The organism is Ruminococcus sp. zg-924, from assembly GCF_024433635.1.
Lineage (GTDB): Bacteria > Bacillota > Clostridia > Oscillospirales > Acutalibacteraceae > UBA7067.
Window position 1 is genome coordinate 32265 of record NZ_WNJZ01000018.1, and the last position, 22975, is coordinate 55239.

Consider the following 22975-nt stretch of genomic DNA (forward strand, 5'->3'; position numbering starts at 1 on the left):
AATTAATTACACATTTTTATAAGCTCAAACAGTATATTCATCGACTCAATTGGGGTTAGAGTGTTTATATCAATTGATTTAAGCTTTTCCTCTATTGCAGGATTGCCGCCGGAGAAGAAAGAAAGCTGTTCAAGCTTCTCGTCCTTTTTCGGCTGAGGCTTGCGTTCCTGCTTTGCACTGCCGCTTTCAAGCTCCTTTAATATTAGCTTGGCACGCTTGATTATCCATTCCGGAACACCGGCAAGCTTTGCTACCTCTATTCCGTAGCTGTCGTCTGTACCGCCGGGAACAATGCGGCGCAAAAAGGTTATGTCGTCGCCACGTTTTTTTACAGCTATATTGTAGTTTTTAACGCCGTCAAGAATATCCTCCATTACGCTAAGCTCATGGTAGTGAGTTGCAAAAAGCGTTTTAGCACCGAGCTTTTTCTTGTTTGCGACGTACTCAAGCACTGCCCTTGCTATACTCATACCGTCAAAGGTGGATGTACCTCTGCCTATTTCATCTAAAATGAGCAGGCTTTTTGACGTTGCATTTTTAACAATAGAGGCAACCTCGCTCATTTCAACCATAAATGTTGACTGTCCTGCTGCAAGGTCATCAGATGCGCCTACTCTGGTAAAAATGCTGTCGCATATCTCAATATCGGCGCTGCTTGCAGGCACAAACGAGCCAATCTGCGCCATAAGCACAATCAGTGCAACCTGCCGCATATAGGTTGATTTACCCGCCATATTCGGTCCTGTTATGATTGCAACTGTGTTATCATTGCTGTCGAGAACTGCGTCATTCGGTACAAACGGAGCGCCCGTCAAAAGCTGTTCAACAACAGGGTGGCGGCTCTCCTTAAGATGAATACCGCCGCTTAACGATATATTCGGCTTGCAGTAGCGATTATCTGCGGCAACTGACGCAAGAGATGCGAGCACGTCAATATTTGCAATAGCCGAAGCCGTTGTCTGAATACGCTCAAGGTTATCTGCAACCTTAGTTCTTATCTCCTCAAAAAGCTTGTATTCAAGGCCGAAGGATCTTTCCTTCGCTCCAAGAATTCTGCCCTCCAAGTCCTTAAGCTCCTGCGTTATGTATCTTTCGCAATTTGTAAGCGTTTGCTTTCGTATATATTCCTCGGGTACAAGGTTTTTATACGAGTTTGACACCTCAATATAATAGCCGAATACCCTGTTGTAGCCTACCTTTAATTTGGGGATAGATGTTTTTTCACGCTCTCTTGCTTCAATCTGCGCTAAGATTGATGATGAATTGTTCATATCGTTTCTTAGCATATCGAGCTGTTCACTATATCCCTCTTTAATAATTCCGCCCTCACGAACTGAAAAAGGCGGTTCTTCAACAATAGAATTGTTGATAAGAGCAGTTATATCTTCAAGCTGATCTATTGATGATAAAAGCTCCTTTAAAAGCGGAGAGCTTACCTCACCGATAATTGAGACTATCTCGGGAATACACTGCAATGCGGCACAAAGGTTGCGAAGCTCTCTGCCGTTAGCACTGCCGTATACAATTCTTGTCATCAGTCTTTCAATATCGAACACACCGTTTAAGGCATTGACAAGGTCAAGCCTTTTGAGCGTATCTGAATAAAGCTCGTCCACAGCGTTCTGGCGCTTGATAATTGCGGCACAGCTTACAAGCGGCTTTTCAATCCAGTTTCTGATAAGACGCTTGCCCATAGCTGTTTTTGTTCTGTCAAGCACCCACAAGAGCGAACCCTTTTTCTCCTTGCTGCGCATGGTTTCCAAAAGCTCAAGGTTTCGTCTTGTATTGAAGTCGAGGTTCATAAACTGATTTCCAAGGTAAAAATCAATTTTGTTTATGCGTTCAAGGCCGTTTTTCTGCGTAAGCAGAAGGTAGCTTACAAGCGCACCGAGCGATGAAATTACAACACGGTAATTCTGAGAGATAAGCTGCTGCGCCTGCTTTTCACCAAATTGCTTTGTTACTGTTTCAAGTGCGGTTTCGTAATCGAACTTTTCATCCTCCAGCATTTCAACTCCTGCCGAAAGCTTGTCACGAATAAGTGCAGGCAAACCGCTGAAGCTTCTTATGTCGCCGCCGATTAGGATTTCTCTCGGAGCAAAGCGGAAAAGCTCATTTTTAAACGAGTCAAACGAGCCGTCGCCGCTTATCTGTGTGCAGTGCAGCTCGCCTGTTGAAATATCAGCAAAGCAAGCGCCAATAGAGGTGTTCTCGGCATAGCAGCAGGCGATAAAGTTATTCTTCGCCTCGTCAAGCATACTGCTCTCCATAACCGTACCCGGAGTGATGATTCTTACTATATCCCTCTTGACAAGACCCTTAGCGGTTGAGGGGTCCTCCATTTGCTCGCAAATTGCAACCTTATAGCCCTTTGCTACAAGGCGTGCAATATAGCCTTCGCAGCTGTGGTACGGAACGCCGCACATTGGCGCACGCTCCTCCTGTCCGCAGTCTCTGCCTGTAAGAGTAAGCTCAAGCTCCTTTGAAGCAAGCTTGGCATCGTCAAAGAACATTTCGTAAAAATCGCCTAAGCGAAAAAACAGGATGCAATCCTTGTTCTCCTCTTTAATTTGAAGATACTGCTTCATCATAGGAGAAAGCTCTGCCATTATATTCACCTCTGTTATAATTAGAATTAATATTAAGCAATAGCTTGGAAACTGCTAACAGCAAAACGACCGGACGACTTCATTATGCTTTGCTGTCAGCTGCACTCATCAGTGACAGCCGCCGCAGCTTGAGCAGCTGCCTGTGCAGCTTGGAGAATAATCGGTTGTGTCGGGGTCTTCGCCGTTTGCGGAGTTGCTGATAATAGTAAGCACTCTTTGAAGTATTGAATCAAGCGACTCCTTAGCGTCGTTGTATGCGTTCATATTTTCGTTTTGCATAATCTTTGCGTAAACCTCACGCATTTCAACATTGAGCTGCTGAAGCTTTTGGTCGTCACGGTCGCTTTTCTGAGCCTCGTTGTTGATTGACATCCTCTTTAAGTTGAATTCGCCTATCAAATTCTGAAGCTCCCGGTCATTGTCGCTGTTCTGCTGAGCAATCTGAAGCTTTAAATAAGCGTCCTCTTTCTGAATTGCGTGTCCAATCTCTCTTGCCATCTGAATAATATCCATTTTAATCTTCCTTTCAGTTATCTTTATATAATAATTAAATTAATTTACCTCTTAAAATCCAGTTTCCTGCTTCTGTAATCTCTACGTTTCCGAAACAGCCGATTAAACTCTCGTCAGCCGGAACCTCTACAACAATATTTCCCGATGTTCTTGCATTTAATACACCGTCTTTCTTTGATTTTTCCTCAAACAAAACCTTTTGCCGGGTTCCAACCATTGAAGCACATCTGCACGCAGCGATTTTCTCCTGCAAATCAAGCAGTCGCTGAAAGCGTTCTGACTTTTCCTCAGCAGTTGTCGGGTCCTCCATTTTTGCGGCGGGCGTTCCGACACGCTTTGAGTAAATAAAGGTGAACAGTGATGTAAAGCCTACCTCCTCAATAAGCGAGAGTGTGTCCCGGAAGTCCTCCTCAGTTTCACCCGGAAAGCCTACTATAATATCGCTTGTAAGGGAAAGGTTTGGAATTTTCGCTTTAGCGTAGTTTACAATTTCAAGGTATTTCTCCCTTGTGTAACGCCTGTTCATCTGCTTTAAAATCCTGTTGCTGCCCGACTGGAACGGCAAATGCAGATGAGTTGATATATGGCGGCTTTGCTCTATTGTGTCAATAAGCTCCTTTGTGCAGTCTTTTGGGTGCGAGGTCATAAAGCGCAGTGTATAGTCACCGTCTATTGCGTCTATTTTTTTGAGAAGCTGCGCAAAGGTTATGTCCTCGTCAAGACCCTTGCCGTAGGAGTTTACGTTTTGTCCTAACAGCGTTATATCCTTGTATCCGCTTTCAATAAGCTGTCTTGCCTCTTGTAATATAATTTCGCTCTTGCGGCTTCTTTCCCTGCCCCTGACATACGGCACTATGCAGTATGAACAGAAATTATCACAGCCGTACATAATAGGTAGCCAGCCCTTGAACTGCCCGTCCCGAAGCTTCGGCATACCCTCATGAACAAGTAAGTCATCATTGTTACGTATAAACTGACGCTTGCCTGTAAGCAGGCTGTTATACAAAAGCTTGGGAAATTCGTGAAGGCAGTGTGTGCCGAAAACAAGTCCAACAAACGGAAAGCTTTTGTATATTCTCTGCGCAATATGCTCCTGCTCCATCATACAGCCGCACAGCGCAATCAGCACACTTGGGTGCTTTTTCTTTATTGCCTTGATTGCTCCAACATTGCCGAAAACACGGTCCTCTGCGTGCTCACGTACAGCACAGGTGTTGAAGAGGATAAAGTCAGCGTTATCAGGGGTATCGGTAAAGCCGTAGCCCATTAAGGCAAGCATACCCTTAATTGTTTCGCTGTCGGCAACATTCTGCTGACAGCCGTATGTGCGTATATAAGCCAAAGGTTTTTCACCAATTGCCCTAATCTGCATAATCTCTGCAACGAGGTTTATATATTCATTTTGAAGATCAAGAAACATATCTTTTTCGCTCAAATCGCTTGTACTCCATTCTTTTAAACTTAAAGATTATAATATCACAAATTTGTCGTTTCTTCAAGGGTTTTGCAAAGGCAGAAGAAAACATTATATTACCAATCTGTAAATTCGAATTATTTTCCTGCTTTTGCCTTGACATAAAAAAGCTGTAATCATATAATTTAATAAATTTGACACGGTGTCAACGGAGGGATAAATATGCCGACAGACGCTTTTTTTCAACTTAAGGAAGATAAAAAGAAAAGGTTTATTGAAGCCGCAGTTGAGGAATTCTCAGCAACGCCGTATGAAAAGGTATCGGTATTTAAGATAGCGCACTCAGCAGGAATATCACGAAGCGGATTTTACTATTACTTTAAAAATAAGGCTGACCTTTATTCCTACGTTTATTTTGTAAAATTTCAGAACGAATTTTACGAGTATATGAATTCCATTGAGAAAAAACACGATATTTTCAGCGTATTTGTGGCACGTTTTGAATACTATCTTGCAATCAAAGGAACCGAAAACGAATCGCTGGCAAAGCAGATGATGAAGAATATTGTATCGTTCGATTTGATAAGACTTTTCAAGGATAAATCTATTTCTCTGTTCAACAGATTCAATCTTCAAGACGATATGAAGCATATTGCTCCACCGATGACGGAATTCTTTGAAAATTTCAACACCGATAATCTTACAGCAACCAACAGTGAGGATATTTTGATGCTCGCTATGCTTATGAATATGCTGACTATCAAATATATTTCAGCATACTTTGATGGGAGCATAACAATGCAGGAAGCATCGGACGAATACAACAAGCATATTAATTATTTAAAATATGGATTTTACAAAAATGAGGAATAAAAGCAAAAATTATAAGGCTGTATCAAATCTGCTGACGGCAGATTTTAGATACAGCCCTTTATATTTTGCAAGCTATTTTAGTTTTCCAAAAACGCCCCTATCCTATCGCCCACATTTTTTTGCAGGTTACGATAGAAAAATTGGTAATCGTAAATATGATATACGCCGTCCGGGAAAAGTGAGTTTGAGGACGGGTAATCGGCTTTATTAATATCCGTTACCTTAAGCGTTCCTCTGTCCGGGTCAAGATACGCTCCGGTGAAATTCTTTATCTCCTTGATAATCTCACCGTTGTAATTTGTAAAGCAAGCGCCTAAATTAAGCGATTTATCCGCTGCGGTTGAATCGGTTTTCCAGTTCAGCGGATTTATACCGAGCGTTTTATCCTCAACTATAACCGAGGTTTTTATACTCTTGTCCTCTGAATTAAAGGTTATAATTACGCCGGTATCGGTTTCACCACGGGCAGGCTTAAGCTGAGGATATTCCTTGACCTCCTCATTTGTAAGGTACCATCCGATTGCATAGTTTGCAATAAGGTTTTTGCTGTATTTTTCATCATCAAATAAATCCTTCATAAGCCTTATAGTCATATCCGCGCCCTGTGAAAAGCCGGCTAAAATATACGGACGGTTATCGTTTAGGTTTTCCATATAATATATAAACGCTTCTTTAACGTCTTTGTATGCCTTTTCAAGATACTGCTCCCTGTCAATCGCACTCATCAAATATACGTTTAATCCTGCCTGACGGTAATACGGCGCAAACATACGGCAGTCATTCTCATATATACCCTTTTCCATATTCAGCGCACTGTAAAAGCTTGCTCTTACGTTTGCGTCGTTAAGGCTCATATTATGACTGTCATCACTGCCGGAATATACCGTTGGGCAAATCAGGAATAAATCAGCGTTTTTGTTTTCACCCTGAGCGAAGTAAGCCCAGTTGTTTTTATCGCTGTAAATAGATTCTGCCGGCGTTTCATTCTGAGCACAGGAAGCAAGAAAGAGCAATAGTATTACCGCTGACATTATGAGGCTGATTCTTTTTTTAGTCAAGTTTTTCACCCTTCTTTAAAAGCTCTTTGAAATCAAGCAGGCTGTCAATTTTATAATTGCAAAGCTCGTTTGGCATTTGCGTTTTGTCTTTTGGGTCATACAGGCAGGTTATAATTCCTGCGTTTTTGCCGCCGAGCATATCCGAGCTTAACGAGTCGCCGAGGATAATATATCTGCTCCTGTCGTAGTCCCCGATTTTATCAAAGCAATAGTCGAAGAACTTCTTTGACGGTTTGTTGTACCCAACATAGTCAGAAATAAAAACATCAGTGATATATGGCAGCAATCCGCTTTGCTCAAGGCGACCCATAGCAACATATCTTGAGCCGTTTGTTGCTATGTAAAGCTTATAGTCCCGACGCAGGCTTTCACACAGCTTGTCTGCATTATCAATAATTTTTCCGCACTTTTTCATATACGAAAAAAAGCAATTGTTAACTTCATCTACTGATGAGATGGTAATACCGTTTCTATTGAATACATTTTCAAACCTCAGCGTAAGCAGGCGTTGCTTTTGCAGCTCTCCCTTTTCAAGCAGCTTCCAAAGTCTTAGATTCTCAGCCGAGTATTCCCCGTACAAGCCTTCGGAATACGGAATAGAGAAATGCTCCATTGTTGACTTAAATGCAAAATGTTCGGCAAAGGTAAAGTCAAGCAGGGTTTCGTCTGCATCAAGAAAAATGTATTTTATGCCGGCAAGCTTATTCAAAGCTCTCACCGGCCTCGTTCATAATTTTTGTTCTTACACCCGAGTAATAGTACTCTCTTCCCGTTTTTTCCGTAAGCGCATTGATATAAAGTATCGGGTTAATATTTACCGTGCTGCCAGCCGGAAGCGTTGCAAAGAACACAACCTCCTCGCCGTCAACATCAAGTGAATAATCGGACAAATGCGGTTTTATATCTATGTCCTTTATGCCCTTTTTCGTCTTTTTCTGTGTTATGATGCTGTCGGTGCTGAGCATTGAATTAAAATCATTATATATTTCTTCGGCGCTTTGGGTGTCACTGCCGATTCTGAGCTTATAGCTTGCAAGCGCAATTTTTGCAGGCTTCATAACAGGCTCAGCAGCCTTATATGCTCTTATACCCTCCGGCAAGCCCATATTGAGCTTGTCCGGAATTTGTGAAATATCAAAGCTGTCATCCTCAATTTTAATATCCATAGTTTCACATTCGCCGCAAAAGCCTAATGACAATGGCAGAGCAAAGGTTAAGAACGGGTGAGGATTGAAGCCCTCGGTGTGCCAGATAGGAATACGGCTGCGGTTAATTGCAAGAGTCATAACCTTGTTCAGGTCAAGGTGAGATATGAACCTTGAAAGTCCATCTTTTTTAAACCAGATTCTAACGCTTTTCAAAGCACACACCTCTTTTCCACTGTGCTGCGCCGCAGTTGCTGCATTTTTGACGGCAATTCGGCGTTGTTTTGTTATTGTAAGCTTTTTTACATTCCTCAATTAAAAACGATTTTTTTATGCCGTAGTCGATATGATCCCACGGTAGCAGCTCGTCGAATTCTCTTTGTCTGTTAGCGTAAAATGCTGGGTCAATACCACATTCATCAAATACATCAAGCCATTTGTCAAGGCTGAAAAAATCGCCCCAGCCGTCAAAAATCATACCCTTTTCGTGCGCCTTGAGCAAAGCCTTGCACAGACGTCTGTCACCACGTGCAAAAACAGCTTCAACAAAGCTTGTTGAGGAATCATGATAGTTATAGTTAATCTTCTTTGTGGTAATTGAGTCCTTAAGATGCATCTGCTTTTCCCTGAGCGACTCCATTGTGTCCTGCGGGAACCACTGGAACGGCGTAAACGGCTTTGGCACAAAGCTTGCTGTACTCAGCGTTACCTTAACACTCTTTCCCTTTTGCCTGTTTTCTGCATTATAATATGCGTTTACAACCTTTTGCCCAAGCTGTGCAATTCCTGCAACATCGTCAAGGGTTTCGGTAGGCAAACCTATCATAAAATACAGCTTAACGGTTGTCCAGCCACCGTTGAAGGCTGTTGAGCAAGTGCTCATAAGCTCCTGTTCAGTTACGTTTTTATTGATAACGTCACGAAGCCTTTGTGTTCCTGCTTCGGGCGCAAAGGTAAGCCCGCTTTTCCTTACAGTTTTTATTTTAGAAAGAATTTCGTCCGAGAATCCGTCAACTCTCAGCGACGGCAAAGATATGCTGACGTTTTCATCCTTAGACCATTTTGTAAGGTTTGTGAGCAGCTCGCCGATTTTTGTGTAGTCGCTTGAGCTTAAGGATGAGAGCGACACCTCGTCATAGCCTGTGTTGTTGCAGAGCATATGGCACTGTCTGTCTATTACATCAGGAGATTTTTCACGTACAGGGCGGTACAAAAAGCCTGCCTGACAAAAGCGGCAGCCTCTGATACAGCCCCTGAAAATTTCAGCCATTGCTCTGTCGTGAACAATCTCAATAGACGGCACTACAAAATTATCAGGATAGTAAAGATTGTCAAGGTCGGTTATTATCCTCTTTTTAACAGTCGCCGGCGCATTATTTTTCGGCATAAAGGATTTTATCGTGCCGTCAGCGTTATATTCTACATCATACAGCGCAGGAACATACACGCCCTGAATTTGAGCAGCCTTTTCAAGGAACTGCTGCTTTGTTTCGTTATTTTTCTTGCACTGTATGTACAAGTCCATTACCTCAAGGTCAACCTCTTCACCCTCGCCGATAAAGAACAAATCAATAAAATCGGCAAGTGGCTCAGGGTTGCAGGCACACGGGCCTCCTGCGACAACAATATTGAAAAGGTCTGTTCTGTCCTTAGACAAAAGCGGTATATTGCCAAGCTCCAGTATATAGAGAATATTGGTAAAGGACAATTCATATTGCAGGGTAAAGCCGATAAAGTCGAATTTATCAAGGCTGTCGCCGCTTTCAAGCGCATAAAGAGGAATGTTATTTTTCCTCATCTGCTCCTCCATATCTGTCCAGGGAGCAAACACACGCTCACACCATATATCCTCACGCTCATTAAACTGACCGTAAAGAATTTTCATTCCAAGGTGCGACATACCTACCTCGTAAACATCAGGAAAGCAAAAGGCGAATCTGACATCGACCTTATCCTTATCTTTAACAACGCTGTTAAGCTCTCCGCCGGTATATCTGCCCGGCTTTTGAACCTTCAGCAGTATTTTTTCAACGTCCCTGCTTATCATCCTATCATCTCCGTTATCCGTTTCTTCTTTATTAATATAATACCTATCAAATAGCAGCTTGTAAACAGTAAAGTAAAATTATATTTTGAAATCAAAAGTAAAATTATTCCGCACACAGCCATAGGGATAATAACAAGCGCTGAAATAATGTTCAGTATCATTGAGGCTTTATTAAGGTCAAGCCGTTTCATCATAAAAAGCATCAGCGCACAGCCGCCGTCGAGCGAATCCACAGGCAGAAGGTTAAAACAGGCAAGGCAAACGGCTGAAAGCGAAAGTATTCTCAGAATATATAAATCAAAACAAAAATACAGCACTCCAAACAGAAGCGAGAATAAAATATTAGCCGCCGCACCGGACAGCGCAACGGCAATTTCACTGTTGATTGACACAGCGCACTCTGTTTTCTTGATATTAATGTCAAACATACTGAGTGTTATTGATTTTATTTTGCACCCGTAAAACCTGAGCACAGCAATATGTCCCAGCTCGTGCAAAACAGCGTTTATCAAAGCACAAAACGCAGTCATACTGCTGTCAACGCACAGGACTATACACAGCATAGCCGCAAGCGGAAAGCTAAGGTAAACAGGCGTTTTAAACAGCTTAAACTTCATTGGCATTACCGCTTATCCGGTTGAACACGTCGGAAACAAAGAGCTGAGAATTTAACTGCTGATAATACCAGCTTTTTACCGTCTGATACAAATCCGCACTGGTGAATTTAACCGCTATAACTCCGATTACAGCCAGAGCGCAGATTATAAGCTGATATTTCACCGTTCTCTGAAATCCTGAAAGCTTTCTTTTTTCCTTTACAGCTTTATTCTCATCATCTTCTGACGATTCCTCACCGTATTCGGAATTATATTCATCGGCGTCATACCCAACCGGCAGGGCGTGATACTGCTGTACCGATTGCCAATCCTGATCGTATTCGTTTTGCTCAAATTCATTCTGCTCAAACTCATTATACGCAAAGTCATCTTTTTCCATATTGCCACATCCCAGTCTGTTTTGGTATATATTATGTTTGCAATACGGAAATAATGCTACTATGCGTGAGAGTCAAGCTTTTTGAAGTCGTTGTGAAGCAGATTTCTGAACATCAGCAATGCGGTTAATAATGCCACCACCTCAGCTATCGGGAAGGCATACCAAACAGCGTCTAACCCGATAAACGAAAAAACATATGCAACCGGCAGTATAACAACAAGCTGACGCAGAACAGACAAAAACAGGCTTCGTATTCCCTTGCCGACAGCTTGGAATAATGTTGTGAACAATACTCCGATTGTTGCCGGAATAAAACACAAGCTGATTGTCCTGAGTGCAGGCACACCTATTTTAATCATTTCCTGTGTTGGTGAAAACAAAGAAAGCAAAAGCTCAGGGAAAGCCCAGAAAACGATTGTACCGACAGTCATAATTACAACCGCAATCAAACAGCCGTATTTAAGCGCAAGTAATAGTCTCTTTTTATTTTTGGCGCCGTAGTTATATCCCATTATCGGCATAACGCCCTGATTCAAGCCAAACACCGGCATAAACACAAAGGACTGAAGCTTGTAATACACTCCCAAAACCGATACGGCGGCTGTTGAAAAGCCAACAAGTATCTGATTCATAAACAAAAGCATAACAGAGCCTATGGACTGCATAACGATTGACGGTACTCCGACAGCATAAATATTTTTTATTGTGCCAAGGCTCGGCTTAAAGCCTTTAAAACGGATTTTTATTGCGTGTTTTCTGCAAAATACTATGATAAGCGCATATACCATTGACAGAATCTGTCCGATTACCGTTGCAATAGCCGCACCCAATACACCAAGCTTTGGGAAGAAGCCAATTCCGAAAATAAACATCGGGTCAAGAATTATATTTGTTAAGGCACCGATAAGCATAAATATCATAGGCTGAATCATATTTCCCGTGGCCTGAAGTGTTTTTTCCATATTTACCTCGATAAAACAGCCAAAGGAAAATATCATAACGCAGCTGAGGTAGCTTACGCCCATTTCAAAAATTTCAGGGTTATCGGTATAAAGCGCAAAAAACGGCTTTGTTATCAGAAGTCCTGCTATTGCAAAAACAATCCACGATAAAACTCCGAGCAACAGCCCGTGTGTTGCCGCACTTTCAGCCTGCTTTATATCTCCCTCTCCGAGCTTTCTTGCAACAAGGCTGTTTATACCTACTCCCGTACCGACAGCCACAGCAATTATAAGCATTTGTATCGGAAATGCAAGCGAAACGGCAGTAAGTGCGTGTTCGTTAATCTGCGACACAAAAATACTGTCAACAATATTATACAGCGCCTGAATTATCATAGAAAACATTGCAGGCGTAGCCATTGAAATAATCAGCCTAAACATCGGCGCTGTGCCCATTTTGTTAGGACTTGCTTTCTCCATATTAATCCCCTCTTAACCTTTACAATTCCGCATAACATAAATTTATGGCGAAGAAAACTCCGCCAATAAATCAAATATATTATGCTTATTAAGTATACATCAAATTCTCTTATCTTTCAACATTTTTTTACGAACCAGCTTATAAATAGCGCTCGAAGCAATAATACCGAAAACGCCGCCTGCGGCATCAATCCAAACATCGTACACCATCGGCGTTCTGCCGGGCGATAAATACTGTGTTGTTTCGTCAAGAAGCGGTACACACAGAACAAGAAACAGCGTCAAAAAATAAAACATACGGTTTTTATATGCATTCTGACTAATCATAAAAGAATTAAAAAATCCGAAAAAAACTGCAAATTCCGTAAAGTGCGCAAGCTTTCTTACTATTAGTGTAATTATGTGAATTGTATTAGTATCACTTGTAGGAAAAAGATAATTGGTAAACAAGCTGACAAAAAAGCCGCTTGCGGCATTTGACGCTTCACTGCTTGCAAGCGAATTTAAAATAAAGAATAATGCCGACAAGACGGTAAGAACTATAAAAACTATAGAGGATTTTTTCAGCTTCACAGCTAACATACAAAATCACCCTCCTTTAATTTCTACATAAATATTAGCTCAAAATCTAATATTTGTCAAAGCATTGGCAAAATACGCTTAATAACAGTATTATTAAAGGATATTTTTCTTGCATTAATCGTATATTCTTAGTATAATAAGATGTAAAATTGTGGTAACACAAAATTTGGGAGGTAAAAATGCTAAATTATTTTATTGTGTTTCTCATTTCCATGGTTCCGCTGATTGAGCTAAGGGGCGCAATTCCCTTTGCTGTCGGAATGGGACTTGACCTTGTACCGTCATATATAATTGCTATTATAGGCAATATGCTGCCAATGCCAATTATTTATCTCTTTGCAAGGAAGGTACTTCTTTGGGGCCGTGATAAGAAATATATCGGCAAGTTCTTCACGTTCTGTATTGAGAAGGGCGAAAAGGGCGGCAAAAAGCTGCAACAAAAAGCAGGCAGGGGCTTGTTTTTTGCCCTGATGATATTCGTTGGTATTCCGCTGCCCGGTACAGGTGCATGGACAGGAACGCTTGCCGCAAGCTTCCTTGATATGGACTTCAAGTCGAGTATGATTGCAGTTTTCTGCGGTGTTGTTCTTGCCGGCATAATTATGGGTCTTGCAAGCGCAGGCTTGTTTGGTGCAATCGGTGCAATATTTGCTCCAAAATAATATAAATTACGGGGCAGCGTTGGCTGCCCTATTTTTATGGTGATAATGTGAAAAATAACAGCATAATTGATATTGCAATAATCGGCGGCGGCGCATCCGGACTGATGTGCGGCTGTATAGCAGGGCAGGAAAGTCAAGGCAGGCTAAGAATAACAATCTTTGAGCGCAACAGCAAATCGGGCAGAAAGCTGCTTGCAACAGGCAACGGTAGGTGCAACCTTGGCAATACACTCTCTTCGGCTGAGTCTTACTTTTGCGACAGCTCAATCTTTCCTGACAAGCTAAAGCAACGCCTTACATTTGAATACACAAAAAAGCTTTTCGGCTCTCTTGGCCTTATGATAAAAACTGACAGTGCAGGCAGAGCCTATCCGCAAAGCGGAAACGCATCCTCTGTCATCGACATTTTAAGGAACAGCCTTAAGAAATATAATATAGAGGAACGTGTTGACGAAAAGGTTCTTTCAATAAAAAAAAGCGGCGGTAAATTTATTATAAGCACAAGCAGCGGCGAGCACTGCGCACACTGCGTTATCTTGGCATGCGGAGGTTCGGCTTCGCCTGTGTTTGGCTCAGACGGTTGCGGCTTTGCGCTTGCAAAGGCTTTCGGTCACACTGTAATAAAGCCGTACCCAAGCCTTACTCCTCTTTATGTTTGCGAGGATTTGCGCTCAATAAAGGGCGTTCGGTGCGATTGTGAAATCAAGCTTAAGAAAAGCGGCGATGTAATTGCTTGTGAATACGGGGAGCTGCAAATTAACGAGAATAATATTTCGGGAATCTGCGTTTTTAATCTCTCGCACTATGTCAATCTTGCTTACAGCAAGGGTGAAAAAGCACCTGAGATTGTTATTGATTTACTTCCGACAGTCAATATAAACAAGCTTAAAAGCTTTGTTATGAAGACAGTTTTTGCAAACGGCGATACTGCTTTAGATGAAGTGCTGACGGGCGTTATGAACAAAAAGCTATGCGGCTATATTATAAAAAAAGCCGCTGCTCTCTCCCCTTCCGTAAGGTGTAGTGAACTTAGCAAGCATGAGCTTATTGAAATATGCAATGAAATTAAATCCTTTAAGCTGACGGCAAAACAAAATTTCGATTTTACCAAAGCACAGGTAAGCGGCGGCGGAGTTAATGTTGAGGAGATCGACCTGAGCAATATGTCCTCTAAAAAAGTTTCCAAGCTTTATTTTGCAGGCGAAATTGTCAATATTGACGCCCCATGCGGCGGCTTTAATTTGCAGTGGGCGTGGGCGTCGGCGGCTGTAAGCGCAAAAAGCGCTGTTTTGGGGTGTTTGAATGATAAGAATAAGTAATATAAAGCTGCCTGTCGATTATGATGACAGAGCAATACAAAAAAGAGTATGTGAGCAGCTTAGATGCGACAAGCATGCGATTGACACAATTAAACTTCACAGGCTGTCGGTAGACGCAAGAAAAAAATCGAATGTGCATTTCACAGCCACAGTTGACGTTACGCTGAATATATCTGAGAACAAGGTCATAAACAGATGCAAAAGCAAGAACGCTGTTATTGCAGCCCCTTACCGATATGAGCTTCCTAAACTTGCCAAAAAGCCAAGTAATGCACCCGTCATAGTCGGGGCAGGCCCTGCCGGACTGTTTGCCGGCTTAATTCTTGCGCAGGCAGGCTGTTGTCCGATTATAATTGAGCGTGGCGGAACGATAGACGAGCGTATTAAGTCTGTTGATAGCTTTTCAAACGGCGGTAAGCTTAACGCAAACAGTAATATTCAGTTTGGTGAGGGCGGTGCAGGAGCATTTTCAGACGGAAAGCTAAACACAGGCACAAAGGATTCAAGGGCAAGGAAGGTACTTGAGGAGTTTGTTTTGGCCGGAGCACCGCAGGAGATACTTTACAGAGCAAAGCCGCACGTCGGTACGGATTATCTGCATATAGCCGTAAAGAATCTGAGAAACAAAATAATATCGCTCGGCGGCAGTTTTAAATTCAACACAACAGTTACAGATTTCTCTGTTTCTGACGGAGTAATTAACGCTGTTATCACCGACAAGGGCGAAAAAATACAGACAGACAGCGTAATTCTTGCTCTCGGTCACAGCAGCAGAGATACATACAAAAGGCTATATGACTTAGGCGTCGCTATGGAGCAAAAGCCATTTTCAATCGGCGTGAGGATTGAGCATCTCAGAGAAAAGATAGACTGCTCACAATACGGTGCTTTTGCAGAAAAAGGGCATCTTGGCGCCGCTGATTATAAGCTTGCACAACATTTGCCAAACGGCAGGGGTGTTTACACATTTTGTATGTGCCCCGGAGGCGAGGTTGTTCCAGCGGCAAGCGAGCCTAAGACTGTTGTAACAAACGGTATGAGCCGCTTTGCAAGAGATATGCAAAACTCAAATTCAGCACTGTTAGTAGGAATTGGCTGTGACGATTTCGGCAGTGAGAGCGTCCTCGCCGGAATTGAACTGCAAAGGAAGTTTGAGAAAGCGGCTTATATGCTTGGCGGTGAAAACTACTTTGCTCCTGCGCAAAGAGTTGAGGATTTTCTAAACGGCAGAAAAACCACCGCCTTCGGCGAGGTCAAGCCAAGCTACCGCCCCGGCGTTACCGGCGCAGATTTAAACATAATTATGCCGCAATATATGAGTGACTCTCTTAAGCAGGGAATCATTCGGTTTGATGAAAGGTTAAAGGGCTTTTGCCACCCTGACGCAGTACTGACAGGTATGGAAACACGTAGCTCAGCTCCGCTGAGAATCATCAGGAACGATAGCTTACAAAGCCTTAATTGTAAGGGGCTTTATCCGTGCGGAGAGGGTGCAGGCTATGCAGGAGGCATTATTTCAGCGGCAGTTGACGGTATTAAATGTGCCGAAGCTATTATCAGAGGTGAACAAGATGGACGATAAAGAAACTCTATTGAAGAGGTTAAGGTGTGAATATATACTTGAATATCTCAGAGAAAACACAGATTCGGAGCACTGCGCAAACTCAAACACTATAATAGAATACCTTGCTGAAAATGGCATCAGATGCGGCAGAAAGACGGTTTATGACAGTATCACGGCGCTTAAGCTTTTCGGCTATGAAATACTAAAGGGTGCAACAAGCAACGACGGATACTTTCTTGCTGAGCGTACCTTTCAGAGCTCAGAAGTCAGAGTAATGGTTGACGCCGTAACCTCAGCCCCGTTTATCACCGAGAAAAAGACGAGGGAGCTTCGGGACAAGCTCCTTAAATTTATGAGCCGCCACCAGCGTGAGCAGATTCTGGCTCAGCTATCGCCGCACGAACGTGTTAAATCTCAAAACGAACAGATATATTATGTAATTGATGAAATTAACAGGGCGATTGCATCAGGCAGACAAGTTGAATTTGACTACTATAAATACGAACTTGAAAACGGCAAGCCGAATCTTAAGAAACAAAGGCACTTTGCTATAAGCCCATATGCGCTTGTATGGGCGAACGACAAATATTATCTTGTCGGGAATTATGATAAATATGACAATCTCAGCAACTACCGCCTTGATAAAATGAAGATGATAAGCATAACTGAACAAGCCGCAAGACCATACAGCGACATTTGCGGTGAGGACAGTGTGTTTGATACCACTGAATATGTCAAAAAGAACATTATGATGTACAACGGAGAGGAAACGGAGATGGAGCTTATATGCGACTACGGACTACTTGACGTGATGGTGGACAAATTCGGCGTTGACGCAGTAACGGTTGATGAGTTAGGCGAAAAATTCAGCCTGAGAACAACTGTGTTTTACAGCGCAGGGCTTATCGACTGGCTGTTTCAATACTGCGACAGGATAAAGATATTGTCTCCGCAAAGACTCAAGGACAGAATACGTGAAAAGGCAGAATCTACCATGAAGCTTATAGCTGAATAAAGGGGGGAATAATATGAATTGGCTTAATCTTTACGGCTTAATTTTTATGGCAGTAATTATGGTACCGAATATTATTGTTTCAGTAAAGCGCAAGGATTTATTTGTAAACAAATACAATAATAAAACGATAATAATGCTTGAGCAGGTCGGGCGATTTTCTTCATTTATTCTTATGGTAATAAACATTCCTTACCTGTGCCTTGGATACTTCTTTAATAATGCGGAAACAATTTACATAATCACAAACGCTGTTTTGTGTTTCCTTTACTGCCTTTGCTGGCTGTTATTCCGAGGTAAATCTTGTGTTTTCAAGTCGCTTGCACTGTCTGTTCTGCCATCGGTTATGTTCATATTCAGCGGCATAATAACTCTTAATATTCCGCTTATCGTTGCGTCGGTTATTTTCACATTCTGCCATATTACAATAAGTTATAAAAACGCAGTAATGTGACTGCATAAAATTAATCCCATTACAGAGCTTTTGGCTTCTGCAATGGGATTTTTTAAGATTAGTTTATTTATTAAAGAACGAAAGGAATGCTCTGTAAGCCATATATACGTCAATTTTTGATACAACCTCAAACGGTGCGTGCATTGAAAGCACGGGAACACCCAGGTCAACAACATCAACATTAAGGTTTGCAACATACTTTGCTATCGTACCGCCGCCGCCTGCGTCAACCTTGCCAAGCTCGCCTGTCTGCCACAGCACCTTCTCGCTGTCAAGCATTTCACGGATTACAGCCATAAACTCCGCCGATGCGTCGGAGGTATCATATTTACCGCCGTGTCCTGTGTACTTGGTAATAACAACACCCTTATTGATGTAGCTTGAGTTGTTCGCCTCAAAAACACTTGGATAATTCGGGTCAAATGCGGCGTTAACATCGGCTGAAAGACAGGTGCTCTGTGAAATAACCCTGTATTCGTCAAGACCCTCGCTCTTAGCCATATCAAAGATAAAATATTTCATAAAGTCGCTTTGCATACCCGTGTTACCGTCACTGCCTATTTCCTCCTTGTCAACAAGCAGCGTAACAGCTGTCTTTTCCGGTTGCTCACAGTTTATTGCCGCCATCAAAGCAGGATAAGCGCAAACTCTGTCATCGTGGCCGTAGGCACCTATCATACTTCTGTCAAAGCCAACATCCCTTGCCCTTTGAGCAGGAACAAGCTCCAAATCAGCCGAGAGAAAATCGTTTTCTGTAATACCGTATTCCTTAAAGAGCAGGTTCATAATATTAAGCTTAACAAGCTCCGACTCGCTGTCATCCTTAAACGGACGGCTGCCGATAAGCACGTTCAAATCCTCACCCGTAAACATTTCTGCGCCGGTCTTTTTCATCTGCTCTCTGGCAAGATGCGGCAACAGGTCTGTTACACAGAAGCACGGGTCATCTTCCTTTTCACCGACCTTGACAGTAATCTTCTTTCCGCTTTTCAGAACAATTACGCCGTGCAAAGCAAGCGGAATTGCAGTCCACTGATATTTTTTAAGTCCGCCATAGTAATGAGTTTTAAACAGAGCAAGGTCATTTGCCTCATACAGCGGATTTGGCTTTAAGTCAAGACGAGGTGAGTCAATATGAGCTATTGACAGCCTTACTCCCTCGCTGCAACCCTTTTTGCCGATTACGGCAAGAATGATGTTTTTGCCCCGATTAACCAAATAAACCTTGTCGCCCGGTGCGTATTTTTTGCCGAAGTTGTACTCTGTAAAACCAGCCTTCTCGGCAAGCTCTCTTGAAACTGCAACTGCTTCACGCTCAATCTTAGCGTCATCAAGAAATTTCATATACTTTTTGCAAAACTTATCGGCGGCGGCAATCTCATTATCGTCAAGTGTGCCTATCCCCTTTTTGGCGTCACAAAACAGCTTTTCTTTAAGCACAGCCGCCTCAGATTTTTCCTTTGTCTTTGACATATCGTTCATCCTTTCACTTGTATATATTTTACCACAAATTATAGATTGTAAACATCCTTATAATTTTCTTTTGCGTTTTCAACCTTAACAACATAATTTCGTGTTTCGCTGTAAGGAATATAATCAAGCGTTACCCCATCGCTTGAACAGTTCTCATCCATGAGCCATTCATCAACTGCGCCGAAGCCTGCATTATATGCGGCAACCGCTGTTTCCTCGCAGTTTTCATATCTTTCAAGCAAAAAAGCAAGAAAACGCGTGCCGTATTTTATGCTTGTTTCCGGGTCGTACAGGCTGTCGGTATCCAGCGTTACCTCGCCGTCATAATATGTTTGCAGCCACTCAAATGTATACGGCATTATCTGCATAAGCCCGATTGCGCCTACGGCAGACTCTGCGTTTGGGTCAAAATTACTTTCGGTTTTTATTACGGCGTAAATAAGCTCGTCACTGACATTGTATTCTTTTGAATATTTATTTACCAAATCCTGATATTCAAGCTGATATTGCGCCTTATTTATACTACAACTGCTGAAATAAAGAATTGTTCCTAAAACTGCAAACAAAATAATCAGCACAATCACCGCTAAAAAGCCTGCGCCACGGCATTTTGCTCTTCTTGTTCTTGCTATATTAACCACCGCCTTTCAGTGACAATGACTTATGTTTTATCTCAAGCGCCATATTTTTAAGGTATTCTACATCCCCTGCACCGTCAATTACAAAGTCGCTTTTTGAAATGTAAAAGCTGTCGCTTTGCTGTGCGTCAAACCGTTTATTCGCAAGCTCCTGCGTTATATTATCCCTTTTCATTATACGCTTAAGCCTTGTTTCTCTATCTGTAATCACGCTTGCAATAAGGTCGCACATAACGTCGCTGTTACTTTCAAACAAAACAGGAGCGTCAAATACAATCAGCCTCTCTCCGTTTTCGACAAGCTGTTTGATAAGCTTTAGTGAGCGCAAGAACACCCATGGATGGGTAATATCATTAAGTGCCTGTGTCCTCTGCTTTGATGAAAACGCACGTGACGCAAGAAGAGAACGGTTTACAACCCCGTCACTGTCGGCTATATCGTCACCGAACACAGCCTTAAGCTGAAACACACAGCTTGAGCCGGGCATAAGTGCCTGCTTTGCTATGGCATCAGCGTCAACAAGGGCAAAGCCACAGTCTGTTAAGTGCTTACAAAAGGTGCTTTTACCTGAACCTGACGGACCGGTAAGGCCTAAAATAACAAAGCTACGCAAGTTTTATCACCTCAAAGCCTGCCGCCCTTATAAGGCGGTTATACACTGCAAGACCTACTCCGTCAAGACGGGGACAACGGGCGTACGCAAGCTCTATTCCTGCCTTGTCAACACTTCTCAGCACAGAGAAAAGATTTTTCGCCTGTGCCGACTGATCATTTTTAGCACCGAGAGAGAAAAACGGAACGCTGAGCTTTTCAGCGTCCTCATCAAAGCAAATTGCCCCTACTCCCTGTTGCTTTTTTGAGTTGACATAACGAATATACTGCTCGTCACCGGCCTTTACAATAATTACTCTTGCCTTTGGCGCATAATGCTTGTATTTCATTCCCGGACTTGCCGCCTTTTGCCCTTCCTTAAGCTTTTCGGTAACAGCAGGGTCAAGCTCTATTTTTCCGATAACGCTCTCTATCTCGTCAACGGTTACTCCGCCAGGCCTTAAAAGTCTTGGCGGATCGCTGACAAGCGACAGTACCGTTGATTCAAGCCCTACCTCACAGCTTCCGCCGTCTAAGATAGCGTCAACCCTGCCGTTCATATCGTCAACAACGTGCTTAAGCATAGTCGGGCTCGGACTGCCGGATAAATTCGCCGAGGGCGCAGCAATAAGCGTGCCGCTGAGGAGAATGAGCGTTTCGGCAAGCGGATGTGACGGATAACGCACGGCAACCGTGTCGAGTCCTGCACTGACCTCATCGGGAACTGCGTCCGATTTTGGCAGGACCATTGTAAGCGGTCCAGGCCAAAAAGCCTTGGCAAGCTCTAACGCTTTTTCCGGAATTTCACTTACAACCCTCTTCAAATCCTGAATTGCACCGATATGAACAATCAGCGGATTATCCATTGGTCTGCCCTTCGCTTTGAATATGTTGGCAACTGCCTGCTTGTTGAATGCGTCTGCGCCCAAGCCATATACCGTTTCTGTCGGCATTACAACCAATCCGCCGCTTTTAATTATTCTTGCCGCATCTGCAACATTTTCCTGAGATAATAGTTTTGTTTCCATATTATTACTTTCTTTCGGATTGATAAAATCTATTTAATCAAAAATTATTAAACTATATATTAAGTTATTCTTAACTTTCTTCGTTAAGCTGCTGCGCTCTTGCGGCGGCAATTAACGGGTCAATTACATCATCAAGGTTTCCGTTTAAAATATCGTCTATTTTATAAAGCGTAAGACCTATCCTGTGGTCGGTAACTCTACCCTGCGGATAGTTATAGGTTCTTATTCTCTCGCTTCTGTCGCCTGTACCAACCTGATTTTTTCTTTCCTGAGCCACCTCATCGTGCTGCTGCTGTTGTTTTGCCTGCAAAAGTCTGGATTTAAGCACCTTCATAGCCTTATCCTTATTCTTGTACTGGCTTCTCTCGTCCTGACATTCAACAACAACGCCTGTCGGCAGATGAGTAATTCTGATTGCAGACTCGGTCTTGTTTATGTGCTGACCGCCCGCACCGCTGCTGCGGAATGTGTCAATCTGCAAATCCGCCGGATTTATCTCTACCTCAACATCCTCAGCCTCAGGTAAAACGGCAACAGTAACCGTAGATGTGTGGATTCTGCCCTGCGACTCCGTTTCCGGCACACGCTGAACACGGTGAACGCCGCTTTCAAACTTGAGCCGTGAAAATGCACCTGAGCCATTTATCATAAAGCTTATTTCCTTGTAGCCGCCAAGCTCGGTTTCATTGGCGTTTAAAAGCTCTGTCTTGAAGCCCCTTTTCTCGGCATACATAGTGTACATTCTGTAAAGCACACCGCAAAACAGCGCCGCCTCCTCGCCGCCTGCACCTCCTCTTATCTCAACAATTACGTTGCGTTCATCGTTTGGGTCCTTAGGCAGCATCAACACCTTAAGCTCCTCCGAAAGCTCCGCCTTTTCGTTTCGTGCTTCGTCAAGCTCCATTGCAGCTATCTCCTTAAGTTCAGGCTCTATTCCGGATTCATTTAAAATTGCAAGAGCCTCCTCCTCTTTTTGGAGGGCTGTCTTGTACTCTCCGTATTTTAGTGCAACAGGCTCAATCTCCTTTAGCTCACGCATAACCTTGCCGTACTCATCGGGATTAGCGGCAACTGACGGGTCATAGAGCCTTATGTTAAGCTCGTTATATCTTTTTTCAAATATGTCAAGCCGATTAAACAAAATTATTCCACCTTTGACGTATTTTCGTTATCTTCGTTTCTGATTATTTTTTTCACGTTTTTTTCTGCCTTAGCTCGGGGAATCATAATTTTATGACCGCATTTTTGACATTCAAGCCGAAAATCCATTCCCACACGCAAAACATTGAACATATTGCACGAGCATGGGTGCGGCTTTTTCATTTGCAGCACATCGCCAACCCTTATATCCACTGCTTTCCCTCCTGTTGCAGAATTTTCCTATAAAGTTAATTATATCATTTTCTTTTAATTATTACAACTTTTCGGAAAATTAATTGAAATAATTGATCTGCGTTGTAAATAGATGTGACCCAATTTGGTAAAAAAATAAACTAACGATATGGTATAGTGTTTTTGCTTGCCTTTGGAGTGGAGCGTAGCGTAACGGAAAAGGCAAGCAAAAACACAGCGGTTC

The 22975-nt window shown here is 42.7% G+C and carries 23 protein-coding genes; 6 read left to right on the forward strand and 17 right to left on the reverse strand.

Annotated elements, in window-relative coordinates; translation table 11 throughout:
- Positions 1-2 precede the first annotated feature (2 nt).
- The 3 genes from mutS to miaB form a co-directional block, all read right to left on the reverse strand.
- The gene (gene mutS, locus GMA13_RS09075; protein WP_255883494.1) at positions 3-2609 is read right to left on the reverse strand and encodes a DNA mismatch repair protein MutS; all 2607 of its coding nucleotides are present in this window, start codon (positions 2607-2609) and stop codon (positions 3-5) included.
- 108 nt (positions 2610-2717) lie between these two features.
- Complete coding sequence (locus tag GMA13_RS09080) at positions 2718-3122, reverse strand: YlbF family regulator (protein WP_255883493.1); 405 nt, start codon at positions 3120-3122, stop codon at positions 2718-2720.
- Positions 3123-3156: 34 nt separating this feature from the next.
- Positions 3157-4557: a tRNA (N6-isopentenyl adenosine(37)-C2)-methylthiotransferase MiaB gene (miaB, locus tag GMA13_RS09085; RefSeq protein WP_255883492.1), complete on the reverse strand. Its 1401-nt coding sequence runs from the start codon at positions 4555-4557 to the stop codon at positions 3157-3159.
- A 201-nt stretch (positions 4558-4758) separates the two neighbouring features.
- Here miaB and GMA13_RS09090 point away from each other — a divergent pair, with 201 nt between their 5' ends.
- Positions 4759-5409, forward strand: coding sequence for a TetR/AcrR family transcriptional regulator (locus GMA13_RS09090; protein WP_255883491.1), 651 nt, complete (start codon positions 4759-4761; stop codon positions 5407-5409).
- Positions 5410-5486: 77 nt separating this feature from the next.
- Here the strand turns inward: GMA13_RS09090 and GMA13_RS09095 are convergent, their stop codons facing one another.
- The 8 genes from GMA13_RS09095 to GMA13_RS09130 form a co-directional block, all read right to left on the reverse strand.
- Positions 5487-6476, reverse strand: a complete 990-nt coding sequence (locus GMA13_RS09095; RefSeq protein ID WP_370687076.1) for a DUF3089 domain-containing protein — start codon at positions 6474-6476, stop codon at positions 5487-5489.
- Complete coding sequence (locus GMA13_RS09100; protein ID WP_255883489.1) at positions 6460-7176, reverse strand: YjjG family noncanonical pyrimidine nucleotidase; 717 nt, start codon at positions 7174-7176, stop codon at positions 6460-6462. The genes GMA13_RS09095 and GMA13_RS09100 overlap by 17 nt, the downstream gene beginning before the upstream one ends.
- Positions 7169-7828, reverse strand: a complete 660-nt coding sequence (locus GMA13_RS09105; protein ID WP_255883487.1) for a TIGR03936 family radical SAM-associated protein — start codon at positions 7826-7828, stop codon at positions 7169-7171. The genes GMA13_RS09100 and GMA13_RS09105 overlap by 8 nt, the downstream gene beginning before the upstream one ends.
- Positions 7815-9659: a TIGR03960 family B12-binding radical SAM protein gene (locus tag GMA13_RS09110; RefSeq protein WP_255911060.1), complete on the reverse strand. Its 1845-nt coding sequence runs from the start codon at positions 9657-9659 to the stop codon at positions 7815-7817. The genes GMA13_RS09105 and GMA13_RS09110 overlap by 14 nt, the downstream gene beginning before the upstream one ends.
- Positions 9656-10282 (reverse strand): hypothetical protein, encoded by a 627-nt coding sequence (locus tag GMA13_RS09115; protein WP_255883483.1) that lies wholly within the window; start codon positions 10280-10282, stop codon positions 9656-9658. Before GMA13_RS09115 ends, GMA13_RS09110 begins: the two co-directional genes overlap by 4 nt.
- Positions 10266-10655 (reverse strand): hypothetical protein, encoded by a 390-nt coding sequence (locus GMA13_RS09120; RefSeq protein ID WP_255911063.1) that lies wholly within the window; start codon positions 10653-10655, stop codon positions 10266-10268. The genes GMA13_RS09115 and GMA13_RS09120 overlap by 17 nt, the downstream gene beginning before the upstream one ends.
- Positions 10656-10714: 59 nt before the next feature.
- Entirely contained in the window at positions 10715-12076 is a 1362-nt protein-coding gene (locus GMA13_RS09125; RefSeq protein WP_255911066.1) for an MATE family efflux transporter, read from the reverse strand.
- A gap of 99 nt (positions 12077-12175) precedes the next feature.
- The gene (locus tag GMA13_RS09130) at positions 12176-12658 is read right to left on the reverse strand and encodes a VanZ family protein (RefSeq protein WP_255911069.1); all 483 of its coding nucleotides are present in this window, start codon (positions 12656-12658) and stop codon (positions 12176-12178) included.
- Between the two features lie 179 nt (positions 12659-12837).
- On the opposite strand from GMA13_RS09130, the gene GMA13_RS09135 reads away from it, so the two are divergent.
- Genes GMA13_RS09135 through GMA13_RS09155 form a run of 5 tightly spaced genes read left to right on the forward strand, consistent with a single transcriptional unit; the run spans position 12838 to position 17669 of the window.
- Positions 12838-13320, forward strand: a complete 483-nt coding sequence (locus tag GMA13_RS09135) for a small multi-drug export protein (RefSeq protein WP_255883479.1) — start codon at positions 12838-12840, stop codon at positions 13318-13320.
- 47 nt (positions 13321-13367) lie between these two features.
- Positions 13368-14639: an aminoacetone oxidase family FAD-binding enzyme gene (locus tag GMA13_RS09140; RefSeq protein WP_255911072.1), complete on the forward strand. Its 1272-nt coding sequence runs from the start codon at positions 13368-13370 to the stop codon at positions 14637-14639.
- Positions 14623-16221, forward strand: a complete 1599-nt coding sequence (locus tag GMA13_RS09145; protein ID WP_255883477.1) for an NAD(P)/FAD-dependent oxidoreductase — start codon at positions 14623-14625, stop codon at positions 16219-16221. Before GMA13_RS09140 ends, GMA13_RS09145 begins: the two co-directional genes overlap by 17 nt.
- Positions 16211-17218, forward strand: a complete 1008-nt coding sequence (locus GMA13_RS09150) for a YafY family protein (protein WP_255883476.1) — start codon at positions 16211-16213, stop codon at positions 17216-17218. Before GMA13_RS09145 ends, GMA13_RS09150 begins: the two co-directional genes overlap by 11 nt.
- 13 nt (positions 17219-17231) lie before the next feature.
- Entirely contained in the window at positions 17232-17669 is a 438-nt protein-coding gene (locus GMA13_RS09155) for a hypothetical protein (RefSeq protein ID WP_255883475.1), read from the forward strand.
- A gap of 63 nt (positions 17670-17732) precedes the next feature.
- Here the strand turns inward: GMA13_RS09155 and GMA13_RS09160 are convergent, their stop codons facing one another.
- The 6 genes from GMA13_RS09160 to GMA13_RS09185 form a co-directional block, all read right to left on the reverse strand.
- Entirely contained in the window at positions 17733-19142 is a 1410-nt protein-coding gene (locus GMA13_RS09160) for an aminopeptidase (RefSeq protein WP_255883474.1), read from the reverse strand.
- 38 nt (positions 19143-19180) lie between these two features.
- A complete protein-coding gene (locus GMA13_RS09165) occupies positions 19181-19783 on the reverse strand; it encodes a lytic transglycosylase domain-containing protein (RefSeq protein WP_255883473.1) in 603 nt (200 codons plus the stop codon).
- On the reverse strand, positions 19776-20393 hold the full coding sequence (gene coaE, locus GMA13_RS09170; RefSeq protein ID WP_255883472.1) for a dephospho-CoA kinase: 618 nt from the start codon (positions 20391-20393) through the stop codon (positions 19776-19778). The genes GMA13_RS09165 and coaE overlap by 8 nt, the downstream gene beginning before the upstream one ends.
- Complete coding sequence (locus GMA13_RS09175) at positions 20386-21399, reverse strand: L-threonylcarbamoyladenylate synthase (RefSeq protein ID WP_255883470.1); 1014 nt, start codon at positions 21397-21399, stop codon at positions 20386-20388. The genes coaE and GMA13_RS09175 overlap by 8 nt, the downstream gene beginning before the upstream one ends.
- 70 nt (positions 21400-21469) lie before the next feature.
- Positions 21470-22540, reverse strand: a complete 1071-nt coding sequence (gene prfA / locus GMA13_RS09180) for a peptide chain release factor 1 (RefSeq protein ID WP_255883469.1) — start codon at positions 22538-22540, stop codon at positions 21470-21472.
- Positions 22541-22542: 2 nt separating this feature from the next.
- Positions 22543-22752, reverse strand: a complete 210-nt coding sequence (locus tag GMA13_RS09185; RefSeq protein WP_255883468.1) for a DUF951 domain-containing protein — start codon at positions 22750-22752, stop codon at positions 22543-22545.
- Positions 22753-22975: the final 223 nt, after the last annotated feature.